The organism is Acinetobacter sp. Lyrl_1 (genome assembly GCF_051948795.1).
Classification (GTDB): Bacteria; Pseudomonadota; Gammaproteobacteria; order Pseudomonadales; family Moraxellaceae; genus Acinetobacter; species Acinetobacter towneri.
On sequence record NZ_JAYJLK010000039.1, the window covers coordinates 1 to 22,966 of the forward strand.

The following is a 22,966-nucleotide window of genomic DNA, read 5'->3' on the forward strand; positions in this document are numbered from 1 at the left end:
TGTTTTTTGTGAGTCGAGTCAGCTTGTGTTGATTTTTCACTCAAATAAAAAGTCTCTTATTCATGTGAATAAGAGACTTTAAAATATTTGTATCTACAAAATGCTTAGAAGCGGAATACACCCAAGCCAGCTTTCACTTCATCTAAAGTTTGCTGGGTAATATCACGGCATTTGTCGGTGCCTGTTTTCAAAATATCCATAATGTAGTCAGGATCTTTAGCAAGTTCGATACGACGTTCACGGATCGGCCCAATCAATTCTTTTAGAATGCCTTCCAAACGCTTTTTCACCGTACCATCGCCCAAACCACCACGACGATAATGCGCTTTCAGTTCTTCAAGTTCTTCTTTGTTGGTATCGAAGGCATCTAAATAAGTAAATACTACGTTGCCTTCAACCTGACCTGGGTCTTCGATACGCAGGTGATTTGGGTCGGTGTACATAGCATTCACCGCTTTTTTAATGTCTTTGTCTGTGGCATCTAATACAATGGTATTGCCCAGTGATTTTGACATTTTGGCTTTACCATCAAAACCTGGTAAGCGACCCACATTAGATAATAAAGCCTGACATTCAGGTAACAGGTCTTGACCAATTTGACGATTCACCCGACGCACAATTTCATTGGTCTGTTCAATCATTGGAATTTGGTCTTCACCTACAGGAACGACCGTTGCTTTAAATGCAGTAATATCGGCTGCTTGAGCTACAGGGTAGCACAGGAAACCTGCAGGAATATCACGCTCAAAACCACGCATCTGAATTTCAGATTTAATGGTTGGGTTACGCTCCAAACGTGCCACAGTCACGAAGTTTAAATACAACATGGTGAGTTCGTTTAATGCAGGCAGGCAAGATTGCACGCAAATGGTGGTTTTTGTTGGATCAATCCCCACCGCTAAATAATCGGTTGCTACCTCAATAATATTACGACGGACTTTTTCAAAGTTATCGGCATTGTCAGTTAAGGCTTGAGCATCGGCAAGTAACAGATGTTGATGATGTGAGTCTTGTAAACCTACACGTGAACGTAAAGAACCCACAAAGTGACCTAAATGTAGTTGTCCAGTTGGACGATCGCCTGTCAAAATCACAGGACGATTATCTTGATTACTCATTTTTTATTCCAAGTCGTATCTACGACATCTATGTACCGATGAATTGCTACATTGTAAGGCATAACATTTTTCAATGTCACTTCCTTAAGTGAGTTGAATAGAATTTGCTGTAAAAAATTTTGCTGTAAAAATTAATGAAGTAAATACAGACCCTATATAAATTCAGTTTTAAAATAACTTGAAAATCATATAAGGATAACAACGCAATGGCGAGCAGCTTATTACTTTTATTAGATGACATTGCAACAGTTTTAGATGACGTGGCAGTTATGAGCAAAATGGCTGCAAAAAAAACCGCAGGGGTTTTGGGCGATGATTTGGCGTTGAATGCGCAGCAAGTCAGTGGTGTACGTGCAGAGCGTGAGTTGCCTGTGGTATGGCGTGTGGCTAAAGGTTCATTCATCAATAAGCTAATTTTAGTACCGCTCGCGTTATTAATTAGTGTCGTTGCGCCGTGGTTAATCAATCCTTTATTGGTGGTTGGTGGTCTATTTTTAAGTTATGAAGGTGTGGAAAAAATCATGCACACCTTACAACACAAAAAAGCCCAAACGGCTAAAGAAGCGCAACTTGAGCTAATTCAAACTGAGCAAGACCTTGCGGCTTATGAAACCGAAAAAATTAAAGGTGCTGTGCGTACTGACTTTATTTTATCGGCGGAAATTGTGGTGATTTCTTTGGGGACTGTGGCTGCGGCAGGCTTTCTAACCAAAGTGACAGTATTAAGTTTAATTGCGATTGCCATGACGGTGGGTGTCTATGGGTTCGTTGCGTTAATTGTCAAAATTGATGACATTGGTTTATACCTCACAGAACAAGCTGCCAATTTTAAACAACGTATTGGGAGTGGTTTACTGGCATTTGCTCCAATTTTAATGAAGACTTTATCTGTGGTGGGTACTGCAGCGATGTTCTTGGTTGGTGGAGGAATTATCAATCATGCTATTCCTTTTGTGCACCATTTCACAGAAGATACGGTAGAGTATGTACAAGACATCCCAACGATGGGCAGTATTGTAGGTTCAGTCACGCCAATGTTGATGAACCTTGTCGTGGGTATTTTGGCAGGCATCTTGGTGGTGATTGTGGTCGCACTTGTTCAAAAAGTGTGGTCAAAGTCTAAATCGGCTTAATCTATTATCAGAGTTTAAGAGAAGGATAAGAATAATGCGTTGGAAAGGTCGTCGAGTTAGCACGAATGTAGAAGACCGCCGTGGTGGCGGTGGAGCAAAAGCGGGCGGTATCAGTATTTTGGGCTTAGTGGTGGCCTTTGTTGCATGGAAGTTCTTTGGCATCGATCCGCAATCGGCTTATCAAGCGACCAAGCAAGTCACCTCACATGCGCAAAGTGCTGAAACTAAAGGTTTAGATAATCCAACTCCTGAACAACAAGAGGCGATGGAGTTTGTGGGCACTGTTTTGGCCGATACAGAAGATACGTGGTCACAAGTGTTTCAGCAGCAGTTAAATAGCCAATATATACCACCTAAACTGGTGTTATTTACAGGTGTGGTCAATTCTGGCTGTGGTACGGCACAATCGGCAATGGGGCCATTTTATTGTCCTGCCGATCAAAAAGTATATATTGATACTTCATTCTTCCAAGCCATGCGTCAGCAAATGGGCATTGGTGGTGAACAAAATCAGACTGAATTAAGCCGAAATGATCAGGCGGGCGATTTTGCTCAAGCCTATGTGGTGGCGCATGAAGTTGGGCATCATATTCAGACCATTTTAGGGATTTCAGAACAAGTGCATAAAGCACGTCAGCAAGTCAGTGACGTGCAGGGCAACCAGCTTTCGGTACGTCAGGAATTACAAGCGGACTGTTTATCGGGAGTGTGGGCGCATCATAACCATCAACGTACTCAATTCCTCGAACAAGGTGATATTGAAGAAGCAATGGATGCGGCACATAAAATTGGCGATGACTATTTACAAAAACGTGCACGTGGGCAAGTCGTGCCTGATAGCTTTACGCATGGTACCAGTGCACAGCGCGTACAATGGTTCCAGACTGGCTTAAAATCAGGCTTGATCAGTGATTGTGATACATTCAATGCCGCAATTTAACTGACTTAAAAATCAAGTTTTATAAACAAAAGGAGTGCTGCCAGTCGCTCCTTTTTTATAGGCTAAATGAATGCGAGTGGATAGATGCAAACAACGTTAAGCCGTAAACCGAGTGATGAATTAGCACACATGATTTTGAACGTGGTGTGTTTGATTCCAGCAGGTCAGGTTGCGACCTATGGGCAAGTGGCATGCCTAGCGGGTCTGCCCAAACATGCACGTTTGGTCGGTTATGTCCTCAGGCATTTATCGGCAGAACATACTGTGCCGTGGCATCGGGTGATTAATGCGCAAGGAAAAATTAGCCTAAGCAAACTAAACGCCCAAGGAGAAAATATACAAACGGTAAAATTGCAAAAGGAAGGGGTTCTGGTCATTGCAGGGAAGGTGAATTTAAAACAATATCAATGGCAGAATTAAACTGGGTTGCTAAATTGAGTGTTTAATATTGAGATAAGATAAAGTAGAGACAGTTTATCGAATAGAATGCTGCAAATAAAATTTCAGACAAACAGTGAGATGAGAATGAGAGAAGAAAGTTCCTCACTTCCGTAGAAATGAGGAACACGCAATCTTATTGACGTACAACCAATACAGGTGTTGTACCTTCACTTAGGATGCTTTGCGCAACGCTACCTAAGAATAATTTTTTCAAGCCAGTGCGGCCATGTGAACCAATCACGATAAGGTCAGCATTTAAGTCTTTTGCAGCATTGGTAATTTCGCGTGCAATTACTTGACCTTCAAGTAGTTTAGTTTCAGCTTCAACACCTTGTTCAGTGAATTTTTGCTTTGCTTCTTCTAAAGTTTTTACGATAGAAGCGCGAGCGCGTTCAATCAAGTCATTGGTTTGGTTTGCAGTGATGTATTCTGCAGCAATATACGGGTCAAGTGTAAGTACTTGTACCACAGTGATTTTACTACCAAATGCTTTTGCAAGTTCAGCAGCTTTTGCAACAGCGGCAAAAGAAGTTTCAGAACCGTCCACTGGTACGAGGATGTTTTGGTAAGCCATGAGTGTTTCTCCTTATTGTAATTTCAATACTTTAATAAAATATTCGCTCTGAGTCCTGTCTTATCTTACGCTGAATTCATATAGAATAAAACCCAGTAATTTCATAAAGATAATTGAGTGCTGTAAGTCCTTATTTCACCTTAATTTAGCATGAAATTATGAAGCTGTGCTTTCAATTCAACTAAAGTTTTAGTCATTTTTTGTTTGCGTGTTTGTCAAAAAATCGATCAGTTGATTGACATCATTACTCTGCAATTGTTCGCGGATTTTCAGTAAATATTTTTCATCAAAATCATACAGTTTTAGCGCCAAAAGTTGAGCAATCTCTGTTTCACTAAAGCGGTATTTAATTACTTTGGCAGGCACACCTGCCACAATAGCGTAAGGCGGTACATCTTGCGTAACCACTGCACCTGTCGCCACAATTGCACCTTCGCCTAGTTCAACACCTTGCATAATCATGGCGCGACTGCCAATCCAGCAGCCATCGCCAATTGTGGTATCACCTGCCGCAACAAAACTGCGAGTATCAAACGGAAAAGCCGAAACCCAGTCACTGCGATGCAATTGATTGCCACCCATCATAATCACGCATTCCGCACCAAAACAGACAAAATTGCCAATATGTAATTGATCAATTGGCTTGTCTGCTGTTGCAGGTTTGTCATGTAAATAACGCACCACACAACGTTCAAAACCCTGATCCCAATAGGCTGAATAATAAGAGTAATTGCCTTTGATGTGGATGTTGGGGTTTTTCACAGTTTTGGAGATGAACTCAAATTCGCACCAGTGTTTAACAGGGGAATTAATCAGCGTTTCGGACATGGTTTTTTCGTGTGGAGAGATGAGGGGATTATATCTGAAATTTTGAACCTCTCCCTAGCCCTTTCCTAGAAGGAGAGGGAATGTTCAAAATATTAGTTGACCACTACACTTTAGTGATTTGAAAGCTTAAAGTATCTATCTTAAAAAATTCCACAAATACATAAAAACATTTTTAACACTGTTTGGAAATAAGAATCCCCAAATAGCAAAAAAGAGTGATGATGCCAATACGATACTGACAGGACTGGTTTGTGTATTGATAAAGAGTCCCCAGACTGGAATTAAAATCAGTCCTAACACAGCCCCAGAAAGCGCATAAACAAATGCATGAATGATGCGATTTTCCATCTTATTTTCCTCTATTTTTATCGCAGTATAATCTATAAGCTCGGCTGTATGATTTATAGGCAATAAAAAACCCCTCAAAGAGGGGCATCGCGTGTAGTCATCTTTATTAAAACTTAAAGATATTCTACATTCACAATTTCATATTCCACTTCGCCTTGCGGAGTGACAATTTTGGCTTCATCGCCTTCATTTTTGCCCAACAAACCGCGTGCAATAGGCGAATTCACTGAAATTTTATTGATTTTAAAATCAGCTTCATCATCACCTACAATTTTGTAGGTTTTTTGCTCTTCGGTGTCTAGGTTTTCAATGGTCACAGTCACACCAAAAACCACACGTCCGTTTTGTTCCAATTCTTTAACATCAATTACTTGGCAAGCGCCTAATTTACCTTCGATGTCTTGGATACGACCTTCGCAGAAACCTTGCTGTTCACGTGCGGCATGGTATTCAGCATTTTCTTTTAAATCGCCATGTTCACGCGCTTCTGCAATCGCTGCAGTAATACGTGGACGTTCAACCGATTTAAGTTGTTGTAATTCTTGCTCTAAAGCGTGTTTACCTTCAGGCGTCATAGGATAACGTTGCATGTTGTCCCTCTTTAAAAATATTGAAGTCTATAAATGAAAAAAGCCCGCCACCCGAAAGGTGACGGGACTTTATTGAAATGTATTAACCTACAGTAAGATCTTGCAGGCGATATACATCCATTGGTAATTTAATCGCTAAGGCTTGGCATACAGCATCTGCGCCATTCAAGGTCGTGGTGTAATACACTTTACCTTGCAATGCAGAACGACGGATTGAGAATGAATCCTGCTGAGCTTGTTTGCCTTCAGAAGTATTGATGATGAGGTGAATCTCACCATTTTTCAAGCGGTCTACAATGTGTGGGCGACCTTCAGTCACTTTATTCACACGTTCACACTCAATACCTGCATCGGTGATGACTTTATGCGTACCACCCGTTGCAACAAGTTTGAAGCCAAAATCAGCCAATTGTTTTGCAATACGCGCCACATGCGGTTTATCTGACTCACGTACAGATAAGAATGCATGTTTTACTTCGCCTTCAGTTGGGATTCCTGGTAAGCGATCATTCGAGCCTAACACAGCTTTATAGAATGCTTCACCAAAAGTTTTGCCCACACCCATCACTTCACCTGTAGATTTCATCTCAGGCCCAAGCACAGGGTCTACACCAGGGAACTTGTTGAATGGGAACACAGCTTCTTTCACAGAGAAGTGTTGCGGAATAATTTCTTTAGTAAAGCCTTGTGCTTCTAAAGATTGACCTGCCATACAACGTGCTGCAACTTTAGCCAATGATTCGCCAATACACTTAGAAACGAACGGAACAGTACGTGATGCACGTGGGTTCACTTCCAAGATATAAACGTCATTGCCTTTCACTGCAAACTGTACGTTCATTAGACCAATAACGCCCAACTCTTTTGCCATTGCAACAGTTTGACGACGCATTTCGTCCTGTACTTCATCTGACAATGAATAAGGTGGAATTGAACATGCTGAGTCGCCAGAGTGAATACCTGCTTGTTCGATGTGCTGCATAATACCGCCAATCACCACATCTTTACCGTCAGATACGCAGTCTACGTCAACTTCAATCGCATCATCCAAGAAACGGTCTAAGAGTACAGGTGCATCGTTAGATGCTTGAACTGCATCACGCAAGTAGCGTTTCAATTCTTCTTCGTTATACACGATTTCCATTGCACGACCACCCAATACATAAGATGGACGAACAACGAGCGGGTAACCCACTTTCGCTGCTTCTGCGATACCTTCTTCAGCAGATTTTACAATGCTGTTGTTAGGCTGACGCAATTGCAGACGTTGAATCATTTGCTGGAAACGCTCACGGTCTTCTGCACGGTCAATTGCATCTGGTGATGTACCAATAATTGGCGCACCTGCCTCTTCTAAAGCGCGTGCCAATTTCAATGGAGTTTGACCACCGTACTGTACGATAATGCCTTTTGGCTTTTCAGTACGTACGATTTCAAGTACATCTTCCAAAGTAATTGGTTCAAAGTACAAACGGTCTGAAGTGTCGTAATCGGTAGATACTGTTTCAGGGTTACAGTTCACCATGATGGTCTCAAAACCATCTTCACGCATTGCAAGCGCAGCGTGTACACAGCAGTAATCGAATTCGATACCTTGACCGATACGGTTTGGACCACCGCCAATCACCATGATCTTGTCTTTCGCTGAAGGATTTGATTCACACTCTTCATCGTAAGTTGAATACATATATGCTGTGTCAGATTCAAACTCTGCAGCACAGGTATCTACACGTTTATAAACTGGGGTTACGCCCAAGTTCCAACGGTGTTTACGGAATTGCTTTTGTGAAATACCCATCAAGTTCGCAATACGTAGGTCAGATAAACCTTTACGTTTGAACGAACGGATGTTGTCAGCGTTTAGATCACCAAAACCTAAAGTTTTGATTTCATTTTCAGTGTTAACGATGTCTTGAATTTGAATTAAGAACCAACGGTCAATTTTGGTCGCTTCAAAAACTTCGTCCAAGCTAAAGCCATGACGGAATGCGTCAGCCACGTACCAAATACGCTCAGGGCCTGGAACTTTTAATTCAACTAAAATTTTGTCGCGTGCGCCTTCAGCACCCACTTCAATTTGTTCGTCAAAACCACACGCACCAGTTTCTAAACCACGAAGGGCTTTGTTTACAGACTCTTGGAAGTTACGACCAATCGCCATGACTTCACCTACAGATTTCATCTGCGTGGTTAAAGTCGCGTCTGCTTGAGGGAACTTTTCAAAGTTGAAACGTGGAACTTTAGTTACAACGTAGTCAATTGATGGTTCAAATGCCGCAGGAGTGGTACCGCCTGTGATGTCATTTTTCAGTTCATCAAGGGTATAACCCACAGCCAATTTCGCTGCAACTTTTGCAATTGGGAAACCAGTGGCTTTAGATGCAAGTGCAGATGAACGAGATACACGTGGGTTCATCTCAATCACAACCATACGACCAGTATTCGGGCAAATACCGAACTGAACGTTAGAACCACCTGTTTCTACACCAATTTCACGAAGTACCGCTAAAGATGCATTACGCATCAATTGGTATTCTTTGTCCGTCAAAGTTTGCGCAGGAGCAACGGTGATTGAGTCACCAGTGTGCACGCCCATTGGGTCAAAGTTTTCGATTGAACATACGATGATACAGTTGTCGTTTTTATCACGTACAACTTCCATCTCATATTCTTTCCAACCAATAAGTGATTCATCAATCAATAATTGTTTGGTTGGAGAAAGATCGAAACCGCGTTCACAGATTTCAAGGAATTCTTCTTTGTTATATGCGATACCGCCACCAGAACCACCCATGGTGAATGATGGACGAATAATCACAGGGAAGCCAAAGCGAGATTGAATCTCAAGTGCTTCTTCCATAGATTCAGCAATTGCTGCTTTTGGACACTCAAGACCAATTTTGCGCATTGCTTCATCAAACAATTTACGGTCTTCGGCTTTTTCAATCGCGTCTTTGGTTGCACCAATTAATTCAACATTGTATTTGGCTAAAATACCGTTGGCATCTAATGCAAGCGCACAGTTCAATGCAGTTTGACCACCCATGGTCGGAAGTACTGCATCTGGACGTTCTTTTTCAATGATTGCTGCAACAGTCTGCCAAGTGATTGGCTCGATATAAGTTGCATCTGCCATTGCAGGGTCAGTCATGATGGTCGCAGGGTTCGAGTTTACCAAAATAACGCGGTAACCTTCTTCACGCAGCGCTTTACATGCTTGAGCACCAGAATAGTCAAACTCACAAGCCTGACCAATAACAATAGGACCAGCACCAATAATTAAGATGCTTTTAATATCCGTACGTTTAGGCATTATTTCGCTCCTTAATTACTTCTTAGCGGCTTCAATAAGTTCGATGAAATGATCGAACAAGAGTGCGCAGTCATGTGGACCTGAACTTGCTTCTGGGTGACCTTGGAAGCTAAATGCAGGCTTGTCTGTACGATGAATACCTTGGTTTGTGCCATCGAACAATGAACGATGCGTTGAACATACATTGCTTGGTAAGGTGCTTTCATCTACCGCGAAGCCGTGGTTCTGAGAAGTAATCATCACTGTACCAGTTTCTAAGTTCTGTACAGGATGGTTTGCGCCGTGGTGACCGTGCGGCATTTTCATTGTTTTTGCACCTGATGCAAGTGCAAGAATTTGGTGACCTAAACAGATACCAAATACAGGAGTATTCGTGGTTTCTACAATTGTTTTTACAGCTTCAATTGCGTAGTCACATGCAGCAGGATCGCCAGGGCCATTTGACAAGAAAATGCCATCTGGGTTTAACGCAAGGACTTTTTCAGCAGGGGTTTGTGCAGGAACAACGGTTAATTTGCAACCGCGGTCTGCGAGCATACGCATGATGTTGGTTTTGACACCGTAATCGTATGCAACCACATGATATTTAAGTTCAGGTTGAGTAAAGCCTTTGCCAAGTTCCCATGAACCTTCAGTCCATTCAAAACCTTCTGGGTCGCAGCATACTTTTGCAAGATCTAAGCCGTTTAAGCCGCCAAATGCACGTGCTTTTGCAATTGCTTCTTCTTCAGTGATATTTTCACCAGCAAGAATACAACCGTTTTGCGCACCTTTGGAACGTAAAATACGGGTCAATTTACGGGTATCAATATCGGCAATTGCAACAACATTGTGTTGTTGTAAGTATTCGCCTAAAGATTGAGTAGAACGGAAGTTACTGTGTAATAAAGGCAAATCACGGATAATTAAACCGTTTGCCCATACTTTATGAATTCGACCTGACTCAACATCTTCATCATTGCAACCAGTGTTCCCAATATGTGGGTAAGTTAAAGTCACAAGTTGTTGTGCATAACTCGGGTCGGTCAAAATTTCTTGATAGCCAGTCATGGCAGTGTTAAAAACGACTTCACCAGTCGTGCTTCCCGTTGCACCGATAGACGTACCTTTAAAGATTGTACCGTCGGCGAGGGCTAAAATGGCGGGGGTGCTCAAACCAAAGCTCCTGAACTAAAACCACAAAAATAGGGCTGTAAAAAAGCGAGTAGACGAAAAAAAAGGAAGGTCAATATTTAAACCTACCCTCCTATGTCTGCTCGCTTGAACTTAACATTGCATTATACGCATGAGCTCGCCAAAAGTCCATTGTGAATCTGACGAATATGTAAGATAAAAGACTTGCTTTTTTTGCTAGGTTTATGTTTTAGCGTGTAGTCCAAATGTAAGCAATCTACGATTGTTAGACAATCCAAAACCCATTTTAGTCTAAATTGCCTTATGCTTAATTTATAAACAACAACGACCTTGGGTAAAAGCGAATGACTGAACAAGATAAATCAGCCACTGAACCACAAAACAGTGCAATCAAAGCAGTAAGTGAAGGCGCTGAAAAGCTTGAAAAAGTAACGCATGATGCCAAAGAGCAGGTGCTTGATGTGGTTGCAGAAACGCAAGAAAAACTTCAAGCCGAAGCAAAACAACTCAATGCCAGCGTGCAAGAGCAATTGGGTCAGTTAAAGCAAGATGTGTTGCAAAAAATTGAAGCTTTAAAAGCACAATTTGGTAGTTCACCTAAAGATTTAGGCGAATTAAAAGACTTTGTAAAAACTGAATTTAGCGCAATTATTGAAGATCTTTCTAAACTTGGTAAAGAGTTGAAAGAAGATGTCAGCAGCATTTCAGTAAAACACAAAGATCAATTGGCTGAAACTTTTAAGCGTTCTAAAGAGCACACACTAGAAGCGTGGAAAAAAGTAAATCCATCAAAAACTGAAACTAATGATGAAACTGATCAAGCATAATCCAGTTTAATCTGTTGCTGATTCAGCCATAAAAAAAAGTGAGGTCATGCGCCTCACTTTTTTATTTAAATTTCTTGCTCAAACCAAAAACTAGTTGTTTCAATCTAAACTACTATTAATCACAGTTAGAACTGATGTAGCCAATCGCGCTTATTGTGAAAATCGGCGGCAGGGCTGCTGTGTTGCATGGCATAAAATTGCTCGCCTTGACTGGTTTTGAGCACAGCCGTCAGCCCAATAAACAAATCTGTCCATTTCAGTTTATGTTTCAGCATAAATTCGGTTAAATCCAAACTGACATTTAAACCGTAATGCGTACGTTTTAGCTGATTCAACTCAATATCATAAGCGGCCACAGGTGGCATTTGCTCAGGATAACGATATTCTTCAAAGGCATAGGCTTGCCAAGCTTGAGAAGGGGAGAGATTGATTTCACGATAAAAATCTTCGCCCTGAACGCCAATGAAAATTTCAAAGCAGGTCTGTTTCCACAAAAAGTCCTGACGTGGATGTGAAGCTACCAATGCAGGCCATTCGACCCACTGATTCGGATCACGCAGCCAATAACCTACATTTAAGCTAAACGGACTTTGTTGTTCAATTGCACCGACCAAAGAAATCGCTTGAAACTGACGATCAAAGGCGCTGAGTTCGTAACTTGCCATATAAGCTTAGTTAGACAAATGAGCGTGACGAACTAAATTTGACAACTTGGCATTTTGTTTTGCTGCTTTTTTATAAAGTAAAGCAATTTTACCAATTGTTTGTACCACTTCAGAACCTGTTGCTGCAGCAATTTCAGTAATTACAGCTGCACGTACTTCACGGTCTTCACCACCAATTTTAACTTTAATCAATTCGTGATCGTTTAAAGCACGGTTGGTTTCTTCAATTACATTTTCAGTCAAACCTTGACCGCCAACCATCACTACAGGGTTAAGTGCATGACCAATTTGACGTAAACGCTTGCGTTCCTGAATAGAGAGAGCCGCCATAAAGATAACCTAATTTTAAAAACGGCTTAGTATAACAAAAGCCAATTTGAAACGCTGTAAATTCTATGCAAATAATCCGCGATCTTGCAGCAGTACAAAAATATCAAAATTGAACATTTGCTTAGGTTTATCCATTAGTGATGAGAGAGGTTTTTTATGCCACAGTACAGAAATAAGCGATGGATTTAATAGAAAAAACTTGTCAGTTATTGGCATTTAGATACAGATGTCTACTGCAAGCTTGCTAATTTTCACGTACAATCGCAATTTAGATGGCTATTCGTTACTAAGAGAGTTATGGCAACACGCATTACCAACCAAAAGTTATCCAAAAGTAGTCGTGCGTGGATGAGAGAGCACCTAGATGATCCCTTTGTGAAAAGAGCGCAAAAAGAAGGGTATCGTGCACGTGCTGCATACAAACTACTTGAGATTCAAGAAAAATATAAACTGATCAAACCTGGCATGACGGTGGTGGACTTGGGAGCAGCACCAGGCAGTTGGTCGCAAATCGCAGGGAAACTTGTCGGCGACAAAGGTTTGGTGATCGCTTCCGATATTTTGGAAATGGACGCATTACCAGATGTGACCTTTTTACAAGGTGACTTCCGCGAAGAAGAAGTGTTCGAAAAATTGTTAAATATTTTAAACGGACGCACGGTAGACGTTGTAATTTCCGATATGGCCCCCAATACATCAGGTAATAAAGCTGTAGATCAACCGCGTCAAATTTACTTATGCGAGTTGGCGCTCGATTTTGCCAACCGTGTATTGGGACCCAATGGCCAGTTTGTGGTCAAAGTGTTCCAAGGTTCGGGGTTTGACGAATTTCGTAAACAGGTCGTGGACAGTTTTGATGTTCTAAAGACAGCAAAACCCGCTGCTTCACGGGCGCGTTCCAAAGAAGTATTCCTTATTGGACAAGGACGTAAAAAAGCGTCTAAATAAAGTTTACTTGCCAAGCCGTTAAAAATTGTGCATTTTGTACGTTTTTAATGAATTGTCTAGCTGATCTTCAGCTTTTTGAATGAAAGGTCACCCAGTAACGGGCATGATCAAATTAGATTGATATGGGAATAAAGCTTTGAGCGATCTCTTCAAGAATGCCGTATTGTGGCTGATTATACTTGGTGTGCTGATTCTAATTTTCAGCAACATCAATAACAGTGAAAAGCCAACTGCAATGAACTATTCAGAGTTCGTTACAGCGGTGAATGCTGGTCAAATTAAGCAAGTCACAATTGATGGCGAAAGAATTAGTGGCGAAAAAGTCAACGGCTCGTCCTTTGAAAGCATTCGTCCAGCAGTTCAAGATCCTGAACTGATGCCGAATCTGATTAAAAACAACGTTGTTGTTGAAGGTACTGCACCTCAACGTCAAGGTTTGTTAATGCAACTATTGATCGCAAGTTTCCCTGTACTTTTAATCATTTTGTTATTCATGTTCTTTATGCGCAACATGGGTGGCGGTGCAGGTGGTAAAAACGGCCCGATGAGCTTTGGTAAATCTAAAGCCAAAATGTTGTCTGAAGACCAAATTAAAGTCACATTTGCCGATGTTGCAGGTTGTGACGAAGCAAAACAAGAAGTAGTTGAAATTGTAGATTTCTTAAAAGACCCTGCTAAATTCAAGCGTTTAGGTGCAACTATTCCTAAAGGTGTGTTGATGGTGGGTCCACCGGGTACAGGTAAAACCTTATTGGCGAAAGCCATTGCAGGCGAAGCCAAAGTACCATTCTTTAGCATTTCTGGTTCTGACTTCGTTGAAATGTTCGTGGGTGTAGGTGCTTCTCGTGTCCGTGATATGTTTGAGCAAGCTAAACGCCATGCACCATGTATCATCTTTATTGATGAGATTGATGCGGTAGGTCGTCACCGTGGTTCAGGTACAGGTGGTGGTCACGATGAACGTGAGCAAACACTTAACCAAATGCTTGTTGAAATGGACGGTTTTGAAGGCAATGAAGGCATTATTGTTATCGCTGCGACAAACCGTGCCGATGTACTGGATAAAGCTTTATTGCGCCCAGGTCGTTTTGACCGTCAAGTCATGGTTGGCTTGCCAGACATTAAAGGTCGTGAGCAAATTCTGAATGTTCACTTGAAAAAGTTGCCTTCAGTTACAGGTGTAGATGTCAAAGTCTTGGCACGTGGTACACCGGGCTTCTCTGGTGCGCAATTGGCGAACCTTGTGAATGAAGCTGCATTGTTTGCTGCCCGTCGTAATAAAAATACGGTGGATATGCACGACTTTGAAGATGCTAAAGACAAGTTGTATATGGGCCCTGAACGTAAGTCGATGGTGCTGCGTGAAGAAGAACGTCGTGCAACGGCTTATCATGAAGCAGGTCATGCGATTGTTGCTGAAATGCTGCCGGGTACAGACCCTGTGCATAAAGTAACGATTATGCCGCGTGGCTGGGCATTGGGTGTGACATGGCAATTGCCTGAACATGACCAAACTAGCCATTATAAAGACAAAATGCTGAACGACTTGTCTATCTTGTTTGGTGGTCGTATTGCAGAAGAAGTCTTTATTAATCAAATGTCGACAGGTGCATCGAATGACTTTGAGCGTGCGACTAAATTAGCACGTGCGATGGTGACCAAATACGGTATGTCTGACAAGTTAGGCGTAATGGTCTATGAAGACGATACACAACAATCATTCATGGGTAGTTTAGGCAGCCGTACCATTTCTGAAGCCACCCAGCAACAAGTGGATGCTGAAGTTCGTCGTATTATTGATGAGCAATATAAAGTTGCCCGCGATATTTTGGAAAATAACCAAGATATTGCCCACGCAATGGTAAAAGCATTGTTGGAATGGGAAACCATTGATCGTGACCAAATCCGCGACATTATGGAAGGTCGTGAGCCACAGCCACCGAAAGTGTATATTGCAGACAATCCTGTGATTGATGTAACACCAACTGATGGTCCAAGCACACCGCCACCATTACCAGCGAGCTAATCAGTTCACATAATGTTAAAAAGAGTCTTTGTATAAAGGCTCTTTTTTTATTCGTGTGGTTTATGCGCCGTTGCAACAGGAATATTGGTAATGTTGAAGCGCACTGAAAAGAATTCAACATCTTCAAAATTACCCTTGTTAAAATAAGCTTTTCAAATTGAAAGGAAGACCAGCATGCAGCTGATGCCATTACCCAAGCGCGTATTGCAATGTGGACGTTTGCGTTTAGATTTATCTCAGCCGCATGTGATGGGAATTCTAAATGTGACACCAGACTCGTTTAGTGATGGTGGGCGACATAATGAAAAAGATGCTGCTGTGGCGCGTGCTTTGGAAATGATGGCAGAAGGTGCAACCGTGATTGATATTGGCGGCGAATCAACACGTCCAGGAGCTAGTCCTGTGAGTGTAGAAGAAGAAATTCGTCGTGTGGTTCCTGTGGTAGAAGCCTTATCTGCTTATGATGTGGTACTTTCGATTGATACGTCACAGCCCGAAGTGATTCGTGCTGCCGTAGCTGCAGGGGCGCATATCTGGAATGATGTACGTGCGCTGACCCGCCCCAATGCGTTGCACACAGCCGCTGAGTTAAATATTCCCGTGATTATTATGCACATGCGTGGTGAACCGACTACCATGAACAATTTAGATCAATATGATGATGTCACAGCAGATGTGATTGCAGAATTGCAGCAACGTGTCGCTGATGCTTTGGCGGAAGGGGTCAAGCCTGAAAATATCATGATTGATCCGGGTTTTGGTTTTGCTAAAAATGCACAACAGAACTTGAAATTGTTAAATGAGTTGTATCAACTGAATGGTATGGGGTATCCAATTTTATCGGCATTGTCTCGTAAACGCTTTATTGGTGAAGCTTTGGGTGGGGCAGAGCCAACACAGCGTGCAGTTGGTTCTGTAGCGGCACATTTACTCAGTATTCAGCAAGGTGCTTGTATGGTGCGTGCGCATGATGTTAAGGCTATGTCTGATGCCATTAAAGTCTGGCAAGCAATGCTGTTAGCAAATTAATCGCTGTTTATAGATTTGGGGCGAAGCTAGAATTAAAGCCCTGCTTATGCTATATAGGCACGCTTGAATCTCTGTATTTTTGAGTGCCTGTATGTTTGCAGATTTACTTCTCCCGATGTTTGATGATGAATTTTATCCTGATATTTTAGTTGCTGAGTTAAAACAACTGATTCAACAGTTTGCAAAACACGTGTCTAAATCCAATTTATCTGAAACGGATATTTATTATTTTGCTGATCAGACCGTGCAAGCCATCAATAAAATGAAACCACAATTTGAAGATCTGGATTCAGATTTGGACGATACCGCAGCAGATTATATTGCTGAGGCGATGATGATGGTGCTGCAAGATCAAGGCTATTTCGAGATTGAAATGGAAGAGTTGATTGCAACGAGAGAGTGGTGATAGGTCACTCTCTTTCAGCTTTAATTTATGGGTGATTCAATAAATCATCTAAAACATCATCCAAATGGCAACTTTGCTGTGTATGTAGTTCTGCAATTTCCCGAACATTCAACGTATATAGCCCATTATGTTCATTCGGCTGTGCAATTAAATTGACCCAAAACTTTGTATTTTGTTGCAGCAAAGTTTTGAGTTGCTTTTCTTCTTCAGGATTTTGGAAATTTAATAAATATAAATTGTTGCCTAAGCTGCAACGACGTAATTGTAATTCTTGATTTTTATATTGCAATGTTCCTGCAAAAACATCATAAAATTCTGCATCAGTTTCAATTGGGTTTACGGATTCGGTTGCTGACTCAAGGCTGGGATTTTGTGCATGGCTTGCAAAACTGAGCAAGCAGCATAAACAGATCACCCATTTGAAAGAGAAGATAAAGCGTTGTAGAGACATTTCAAATCATCGGCACATAAGTGTTATCGTTTTCAATATTATATTTTTAGGCATAAAAAAACCAGCTTAATGCTGGAGTTCTTTATTTGCACCATTTGAATGATTTGATTCATTAAAATGGTGCCCGAGGCCAGACTCGAACTGGCACGCTTTGAGGGCGGGGGATTTTAAATCCCCTGTGTCTACCGATTTCACCACTCGGGCATGTGCGCAATAATAGAGGACGAAATAAATCTTGGCAAGTAAATTTATTTACAATTGCTTTCTTTTCAATCAATTCAACTTATTAGCTTGAAAAAAGTTCGGTTTGCAGTATATTTCTGCTGTTTGTCATCAATATTTCATGAATTTGAGATCAAAGCGAAATCATAAATTTCTATGTTGAGCGCTCAAGAAAAATAAAAGGAATATTCATGAACATTCGCTTAACTCGCCGAGAGCTGATTCAAAAAAGTTTGGCTGGTTTTGGGGCGTTGTCATTGCCAGTCGCATTAACTGCATGTGGTGATGACAATGAAAATACAGCAGAAAATGCATTAAAGGTGCAGTTTTTGCATGGTGTCGCCAGTGGTGATCCGCTGCATGATCGTATCATTATATGGACACGCGTAACGCCAAGTGACATGGCAGCATGCATTGAAGTGGTTTGGGAAATTGCCAGCGATGAGGCGTTTAAGCAATTGGTAAATACTGGCAAAGTACAAACCAGCGCAGCGCAAGATTTTACTGTTAAAGTGGACGCAGATCGTTTACAGGCAGGGACTAAATATTATTACCGTTTCCGCTTTGGTAATACGGTTTCTGCTATAGGACAGACCAAAACCTTGCCACAACGCAGCGATCAAGTGAAATTTGCGGTCTGTTCTTGCTCGAACTATCCCGCAGGTTATTTTCATGTGTATAAAGAAATGGCACAGGAAAACAATCTGGATGTGATTATTCACTTGGGTGATTATATTTATGAATATGGACAAGGTGGCTACGCGACTGACGATGCAAAACAGTTAGGACGTACCTTTGCTGCAGACAATGATAAAGAAATTATCAAGTTAGATGATTATCGTAAACGTTATGCTTTATATCGTACCGATGCTGATTTGCAGACTGCTCACCAACGCCATCCATTTATTGTCATTTGGGATGACCATGAACTCAGTAATGATACTTGGGAAGCGGGTGCAGATAATCATCAAGAAGGTGAAGGCAGCTTTATAGAACGTAAAATTGCGGCATTACAGGCTTATTTCGAGTGGATGCCAATTCGTCCAGTTGCAGAAAATGATCATTTGAATATTTATCGCCAGTTTGATTTTGGTGGTTTGGTGAATTTGATGATGCTGGATACGCGTATTTTGGCGCGTCATAAGCAATTAGATTATGCTAACTATATGACGGCAGAAGGTATTGATGCTGCTAAATTTCAGGCAGATTTATTTAGTGATCAACGCACATTGATGGGTGGAGTTCAACGAGAATGGTTGCAAAAGCAGTTGGAGCAGTCTAAGGCTACTTGGAATGTTTTGGCTCAACAAGTGTTGATGGCGAAAATGCTGATTCCACAAGAACTGTTATTGCCTTTAGCGAAAATCACCAATGGTGATCAGCAACCTGAAACACTTGCACAAATGAAGCAGAAAATTACAGAATTGGTCACGCTGAAATTGCGTTTAAAAGCGAATGATCCAACTTTGACAGCAGTAGATAAGGCACGTTTGTATGCGGTTGCACCTTATAACCTCGATGCTTGGGATGGTTATGCTTACGAGCGAGAAGTTGTGTATGGGACATTGCAGCAACTTGGGAAAAAAGCAGTGGTGTTGGCAGGTGATACTCACAATGCTTGGGCTGCAACCTTGCATACACATGAAACAAATCATGAGGTTGGGTTGGAATTCGCGACCAGCTCGGTATCATCGCCCGGAATTGAGTATTACTTAAATGTGCCTGCAGACGAAATGGCAGCGTTGGAATATGCCTTTCAAGAACTGATTGATGAACTGGATTATTGCAACTTAAATCAACGTGGTTATTTAACGGTGACTTTTGATCGTGCGCAAGTGGTTGCAGATTGGAAGTTTATAGATACGGTTAAGGCACGTGAATACAAACTCGATGATACGCGTGGTCATCAACAGAAGTATGGTGTAGACTTAAAACCAATCATTGATGTCGCTAAAACTGCTTAAAATTGGTGTGATATTTACAGAAAACCGAGTCTAAGTTGCTCGGTTTTTTTTGATGATTAAGCGGAGGTTTTTAATCGAGTTTATCTTGAATATAACTGTCTAAATCTATGTATTTAATGCTTTTACATAAATTGTGTTCAACCTGCATCAGTTGTTGATGTAACTGAATTGCATGTTGATATTGCTGATTCAATTGGGCAAAACGAGGGCTATTTTTATTGGAAAAATACATCCGATATTGAATTTTAGCAGCTTGACGATATGACCAATACGCAGCACGGCGAAATTGCGTTAAGCAATATTTTTGTTCAAGGCTTATGTGGTCACGGAACATATTCTCTTTATAGAAACGTACAAAACCAAAACTGATGCAGAAAAAGAATAAAATCCCTTGCAGAATTGCACTCTGAAAATAGGCGAAATTTACCGCTTGTAGCAGAATCAATACTGCTATTTTTATGGTGGCATGTTGCTGTAGTTGATACCACGATGCCGAACTGTGTTTAATTTGATACAACACATAAGGTAGAAGCAGCATAAAACCTAACATGATGGCTAAAATCGCCAATGCCTTGGCTTGAAAGGCATCGTACTGCGGTGCAAAGTTTTGAATCCCGTGCGCCAGACTGATTGAAATAGGAATAAAAATCAGGCAGGCCAAGACCCATGGAATCATTTCTTTCCAATCATCCAGCATGCCTTTGCTTTGAATAAAACCATAAAACAAAATATTTCTTTTAAATGCAGCAGGGTATTGTTGTTGCAATTGCTGCAAATCAAGAAGCGCTTGTTTAGGGTTCATAAAGACATCATTGAATATTGAATAAAGAGGGGAAAACCTAAAATTTAGGCATAAAAAAACCAGCTTAATGCTGGGTTCTTTATTTGCACCATTTTAATCTATTTTAAAATGGTGCCCGAGGCCAGACTCGAACTGGCACGCTTTGAGGGCGGGGGATTTTAAATCCCCTGTGTCTACCGATTTCACCACTCGGGCATAGTTTTACAAGATTGGAGGCGGAGGTCGGAATCGAACCGGCGTCCACGGAGTTGCAGTCCGCTGCATGACCACTCTGCCACCCCGCCGCGTCTTGTGATGCGTATATTAGCAAGCTCTGAAAAAAAAACAATACTATTAAATGAGCAGATGCACATTAATTCGACATATAGAATAAAATAGTCTAAATAATCATGTATTATTTGCAAAATTGATTCATATCAACATTTGGAGATGTGCCGTGGCATTAATTTTAGACGGTCGTGCATTGGCAAAACAAATTGAAGCTGATCTGTTAACACGTGTAGAAGCGTTAAAAGCAAAATCAGGTCGTACCCCAATTCTAGCGACTATTTTGGTCGGTGATGACGGTGCATCTGCAACTTATGTACGCATGAAGGGCAATGCTTGCCGTCGTGTGGGCATGGATTCTTTAAAAGTAGAATTGCCAACAGAAACCACCACAGAACAATTATTGGCAGAAATTGAAAAATTGAATGCCAATCCTGATGTGCATGGTATTTTGTTGCAACACCCAGTGCCTGCACAAATTGATGAGCGTGCTTGTTTTGATGCGATTTCACTTGCAAAAGACGTAGATGGTGTGACCTGTTTAGGTTATGGTCGTATGGCAATGGGCGAAGCTGCATATGGTTCTGCAACACCTGCAGGCATTATGACCATTCTTAAAGAAAAAAACATTGAAATTGCAGGCAAACATGCCGTTGTTGTGGGGCGTTCGGCAATTTTAGGTAAACCAATGGCTGCGATGCTTCTTGAAGCCAATGCAACAGTAACCATTTGCCATTCACGTACCCAAGATCTTGCAAGTTTTGTGAAACAAGCGGACATTATTGTTGGTGCGGTTGGTAAAGCTGAATTGATTCAAAAAGACTGGATCAAACCAGGCGCTGTGGTTGTTGATGCAGGCTTCCATCCACGTGATGGCGGTGGTGTTGGTGATATCCAATTGCAAGGCATTGAAGAGATTGCTTCTGCATATACGCCTGTACCAGGTGGCGTTGGCCCAATGACCATTACAACTTTGATTCGTCAAACGGTTGAAGCGGCTGAGAAAGCGTTAGGTTGATGAAGACCTCTCCCTAACCCTCTCTTGCGCTTCAATTTAAAAGCAGTGCTTTAAATTTTGCTCAGGAGAGGGGAAATTCATTGTGAAAATAATGGATGCTCCTTCTCTTGCGCCGTATACGGCTCAGGGAGAAGGCTGGGATGAGGGCTTAAAAATTCTCTCCCTAACTCTCCTAAAAAAGAGTGGGGAATTCATTGTAAAAATAATGAATGCTCCCTCTCCTTTAAAAAAGCAGAGGGAACTTTTTAAATTAGAACGAATAAAAATCCAATGAGCTGTACCTTTCAATTTCCTAAAGCCCCTGAACATCTTTTAGATGCTTTACATGATGTAATTCCAAATTGTGAATTACTGGCACAGCAATTGCCTGAAACGCCTATTTCACTGTGGCTTATTCCGCCTGTATTTCCGACCGATAAGCTAGATGATGAAGTCATTCGTCGTATTTGGAATGACACGCCGTACTGGATTTTCTGTTGGGCTTCGGGATTTGCAATGGCGCAATGGTTATTGGCAGAACCGCAGCAAGTTAAAGATAAAGTTGTTTTAGACTTCGGTGCGGGTTCAGGCGTGGTGGCGATTGCTGCAAAAATGGCAGGTGCCAAACGGGTAATTTGCTGTGATATTGATCCTATTAGTCTTGCAGCCTGTCGAGCCAATGCTGAATTAAATAATGTAGCGCTTGAATATTTAGATGATATATACAAAGCAGAACAAGTGGATGTATTGCTGGCTGCCGATGTGCTTTATGATCAATGCAATCGCTTCTTTTTAGATGAGTTCTTAAAGTTCGCCCCAGAAGTTTGGGTGGCAGACAGCCGAGTGAAAAACTTTAGTCATCCACAATATATAAAAATAGATGAACGCAGCGCGACCACATGGCCAGATTTGGATGAAGCCAAAGAGTTCCGTAATGTGAGTTTTTATAAGACGCGATAACTCATCACGTCTTATAGGAAGCCAGTTTTGTGGCGCGAATTAATTGCAGCTATAACGCACAATGCGCAGTGTGCTTGGGCGAGCATCTAAGGCCTGACGTGTAGCATAGTTTTCACTGCTATGTAGCTCAGGTGTGTTCGATAAGCCAATAGAGGTGCGGCTTTGCCCAAGTTGGCGACCATACGGGTCTTGTTGGTTGGCTGCAGGATTCACCACTTCATTAATACTTAAAATCCGCAATTGATAAGTTTTATGCGCACCAAGTTCTTTTTGGCAGGCACGCTGTAATTTACTTTCATCGCGCTGTTGGTTTTGACGTCCTGCAAGAGTGTAGGCTAATACTGCGTTGCGATCAGTTTTGCTTTCGACTTTATAGCCAATAAAACTATTCTCGTTTTGCTCAGGCAAACTTTGACAAGCGGATAAACCTAACCCAAGTCCCGTCATAGCCAAAATAATCATTGTATTCTTCATGGTTTTATTCATGATCATGTCTCATGTTTTGATGTCATTTCATTCTTGTTTTAAGTATGCCATAGCTGAGTGGACAAAGCATGGCTTTGTTGGTGATGTGGTAGGCTGTCTATATTGGGGGTGATAAGTGTGTTTTGATGATGTCATGTTTTTACCTTGAATCTTCGTATTATTTAGTA

The 22,966-nt window shown here is 41.5% G+C and carries 24 protein-coding genes and 3 tRNA genes; 12 read left to right on the forward strand and 15 right to left on the reverse strand.

The window, feature by feature from the left end; all coding sequences use genetic code 11:
* Positions 1–104 precede the first annotated feature (104 nt).
* Entirely contained in the window at positions 105–1,118 is a 1,014-nt protein-coding gene (gene trpS, locus VF675_RS11150; protein WP_440205233.1) for a tryptophan--tRNA ligase, read from the reverse strand.
* A gap of 206 nt (positions 1,119–1,324) precedes the next feature.
* On the opposite strand from trpS, the gene VF675_RS11155 reads away from it, so the two are divergent.
* The 3 genes from VF675_RS11155 to VF675_RS11165 all read left to right on the forward strand — a co-directional run bounded on the left by VF675_RS11155 (position 1,325) and on the right by VF675_RS11165 (position 3,611).
* A complete protein-coding gene (locus VF675_RS11155) occupies positions 1,325–2,251 on the forward strand; it encodes a DUF808 domain-containing protein (RefSeq protein WP_004972181.1) in 927 nt (308 codons plus the stop codon).
* 34 nt (positions 2,252–2,285) lie between these two features.
* Positions 2,286–3,191: a KPN_02809 family neutral zinc metallopeptidase gene (gene ypfJ / locus VF675_RS11160; protein WP_440205234.1), complete on the forward strand. Its 906-nt coding sequence runs from the start codon at positions 2,286–2,288 to the stop codon at positions 3,189–3,191.
* An 84-nt stretch (positions 3,192–3,275) separates the two neighbouring features.
* On the forward strand, positions 3,276–3,611 hold the full coding sequence (locus tag VF675_RS11165) for an MGMT family protein (RefSeq protein WP_440205235.1): 336 nt from the start codon (positions 3,276–3,278) through the stop codon (positions 3,609–3,611).
* Positions 3,612–3,765: 154 nt separating this feature from the next.
* Here VF675_RS11165 and VF675_RS11170 read toward each other — a convergent pair whose 3' ends face one another.
* The 6 genes from VF675_RS11170 to carA form a co-directional block, all read right to left on the reverse strand.
* On the reverse strand, positions 3,766–4,206 hold the full coding sequence (locus VF675_RS11170; RefSeq protein WP_004972175.1) for a universal stress protein: 441 nt from the start codon (positions 4,204–4,206) through the stop codon (positions 3,766–3,768).
* A gap of 189 nt (positions 4,207–4,395) precedes the next feature.
* The gene (locus tag VF675_RS11175; protein ID WP_096901002.1) at positions 4,396–5,034 is read right to left on the reverse strand and encodes a CatB-related O-acetyltransferase; all 639 of its coding nucleotides are present in this window, start codon (positions 5,032–5,034) and stop codon (positions 4,396–4,398) included.
* 135 nt (positions 5,035–5,169) lie between these two features.
* Positions 5,170–5,382 carry a hypothetical protein gene (locus VF675_RS11180; RefSeq protein ID WP_004972171.1) on the reverse strand — a complete coding sequence of 71 codons (213 nt, stop codon included), beginning with the start codon at positions 5,380–5,382 and terminating at the stop codon, positions 5,170–5,172.
* Between the two features lie 113 nt (positions 5,383–5,495).
* Positions 5,496–5,972 (reverse strand): transcription elongation factor GreA, encoded by a 477-nt coding sequence (greA, locus tag VF675_RS11185; RefSeq protein WP_004972169.1) that lies wholly within the window; start codon positions 5,970–5,972, stop codon positions 5,496–5,498.
* An 82-nt stretch (positions 5,973–6,054) separates the two neighbouring features.
* Entirely contained in the window at positions 6,055–9,285 is a 3,231-nt protein-coding gene (carB, locus tag VF675_RS11190) for a carbamoyl-phosphate synthase large subunit (protein ID WP_004972166.1), read from the reverse strand.
* A gap of 15 nt (positions 9,286–9,300) precedes the next feature.
* Positions 9,301–10,440, reverse strand: a complete 1,140-nt coding sequence (gene carA / locus VF675_RS11195) for a glutamine-hydrolyzing carbamoyl-phosphate synthase small subunit (protein WP_440205236.1) — start codon at positions 10,438–10,440, stop codon at positions 9,301–9,303.
* A gap of 323 nt (positions 10,441–10,763) precedes the next feature.
* Between carA and VF675_RS11200 the strand changes: the two genes are divergently transcribed.
* Positions 10,764–11,246: a hypothetical protein gene (locus VF675_RS11200; RefSeq protein ID WP_004972162.1), complete on the forward strand. Its 483-nt coding sequence runs from the start codon at positions 10,764–10,766 to the stop codon at positions 11,244–11,246.
* A gap of 125 nt (positions 11,247–11,371) precedes the next feature.
* Here VF675_RS11200 and VF675_RS11205 read toward each other — a convergent pair whose 3' ends face one another.
* Together VF675_RS11205 and yhbY are read right to left on the reverse strand one after the other, a co-directional pair.
* Positions 11,372–11,911 (reverse strand): DOMON-like domain-containing protein, encoded by a 540-nt coding sequence (locus tag VF675_RS11205; protein ID WP_179996273.1) that lies wholly within the window; start codon positions 11,909–11,911, stop codon positions 11,372–11,374.
* Positions 11,912–11,917: 6 nt separating this feature from the next.
* Entirely contained in the window at positions 11,918–12,241 is a 324-nt protein-coding gene (yhbY, locus tag VF675_RS11210; RefSeq protein WP_004972158.1) for a ribosome assembly RNA-binding protein YhbY, read from the reverse strand.
* A 297-nt stretch (positions 12,242–12,538) separates the two neighbouring features.
* Between yhbY and rlmE the strand changes: the two genes are divergently transcribed.
* The 4 genes from rlmE to VF675_RS11230 all read left to right on the forward strand — a co-directional run bounded on the left by rlmE (position 12,539) and on the right by VF675_RS11230 (position 16,650).
* Complete coding sequence (gene rlmE / locus VF675_RS11215) at positions 12,539–13,189, forward strand: 23S rRNA (uridine(2552)-2'-O)-methyltransferase RlmE (RefSeq protein ID WP_004972157.1); 651 nt, start codon at positions 12,539–12,541, stop codon at positions 13,187–13,189.
* A gap of 136 nt (positions 13,190–13,325) precedes the next feature.
* Complete coding sequence (ftsH, locus tag VF675_RS11220; protein ID WP_004972155.1) at positions 13,326–15,215, forward strand: ATP-dependent zinc metalloprotease FtsH; 1,890 nt, start codon at positions 13,326–13,328, stop codon at positions 15,213–15,215.
* 174 nt (positions 15,216–15,389) lie between these two features.
* The gene (gene folP / locus VF675_RS11225; protein WP_207973931.1) at positions 15,390–16,244 is read left to right on the forward strand and encodes a dihydropteroate synthase; all 855 of its coding nucleotides are present in this window, start codon (positions 15,390–15,392) and stop codon (positions 16,242–16,244) included.
* A 91-nt stretch (positions 16,245–16,335) separates the two neighbouring features.
* Positions 16,336–16,650 carry a DUF5713 family protein gene (locus VF675_RS11230; protein WP_440205237.1) on the forward strand — a complete coding sequence of 105 codons (315 nt, stop codon included), beginning with the start codon at positions 16,336–16,338 and terminating at the stop codon, positions 16,648–16,650.
* Between the two features lie 25 nt (positions 16,651–16,675).
* Here the strand turns inward: VF675_RS11230 and VF675_RS11235 are convergent, their stop codons facing one another.
* Both VF675_RS11235 and VF675_RS11240 read right to left on the reverse strand, forming a co-directional pair.
* Entirely contained in the window at positions 16,676–17,101 is a 426-nt protein-coding gene (locus tag VF675_RS11235; RefSeq protein ID WP_167845853.1) for a hypothetical protein, read from the reverse strand.
* 118 nt (positions 17,102–17,219) lie between these two features.
* A tRNA-Leu gene (locus VF675_RS11240) sits at positions 17,220–17,305 on the reverse strand.
* 209 nt (positions 17,306–17,514) lie between these two features.
* Here VF675_RS11240 and VF675_RS11245 point away from each other — a divergent pair.
* Complete coding sequence (locus VF675_RS11245) at positions 17,515–19,287, forward strand: alkaline phosphatase D family protein (RefSeq protein WP_440205238.1); 1,773 nt, start codon at positions 17,515–17,517, stop codon at positions 19,285–19,287.
* 70 nt (positions 19,288–19,357) lie between these two features.
* Here the strand turns inward: VF675_RS11245 and VF675_RS11250 are convergent, their stop codons facing one another.
* From VF675_RS11250 to VF675_RS11260, 3 genes are all read right to left on the reverse strand, one after another.
* Positions 19,358–20,089: a hypothetical protein gene (locus VF675_RS11250; protein ID WP_096900995.1), complete on the reverse strand. Its 732-nt coding sequence runs from the start codon at positions 20,087–20,089 to the stop codon at positions 19,358–19,360.
* Between the two features lie 109 nt (positions 20,090–20,198).
* Positions 20,199–20,284: transfer RNA gene (locus tag VF675_RS11255), tRNA-Leu, on the reverse strand.
* A gap of 15 nt (positions 20,285–20,299) precedes the next feature.
* Positions 20,300–20,373 (reverse strand) — tRNA-Cys (locus tag VF675_RS11260).
* A gap of 152 nt (positions 20,374–20,525) precedes the next feature.
* On the opposite strand from VF675_RS11260, the gene folD reads away from it, so the two are divergent.
* The 3 genes from folD to VF675_RS11275 all read left to right on the forward strand — a co-directional run bounded on the left by folD (position 20,526) and on the right by VF675_RS11275 (position 22,313).
* On the forward strand, positions 20,526–21,374 hold the full coding sequence (gene folD, locus VF675_RS11265) for a bifunctional methylenetetrahydrofolate dehydrogenase/methenyltetrahydrofolate cyclohydrolase FolD (RefSeq protein ID WP_004972142.1): 849 nt from the start codon (positions 20,526–20,528) through the stop codon (positions 21,372–21,374).
* Positions 21,375–21,465: 91 nt separating this feature from the next.
* The gene (locus tag VF675_RS11270; protein ID WP_096900994.1) at positions 21,466–21,648 is read left to right on the forward strand and encodes a hypothetical protein; all 183 of its coding nucleotides are present in this window, start codon (positions 21,466–21,468) and stop codon (positions 21,646–21,648) included.
* A complete protein-coding gene (locus VF675_RS11275) occupies positions 21,645–22,313 on the forward strand; it encodes a class I SAM-dependent methyltransferase (RefSeq protein ID WP_440205239.1) in 669 nt (222 codons plus the stop codon). Before VF675_RS11270 ends, VF675_RS11275 begins: the two co-directional genes overlap by 4 nt.
* 39 nt (positions 22,314–22,352) lie before the next feature.
* On the opposite strand, the gene VF675_RS11280 is transcribed toward VF675_RS11275, so the two are convergent.
* Positions 22,353–22,787, reverse strand: a complete 435-nt coding sequence (locus tag VF675_RS11280) for a hypothetical protein (RefSeq protein WP_131260784.1) — start codon at positions 22,785–22,787, stop codon at positions 22,353–22,355.
* Between the last annotated feature and the right edge of the window lie 179 nt (positions 22,788–22,966).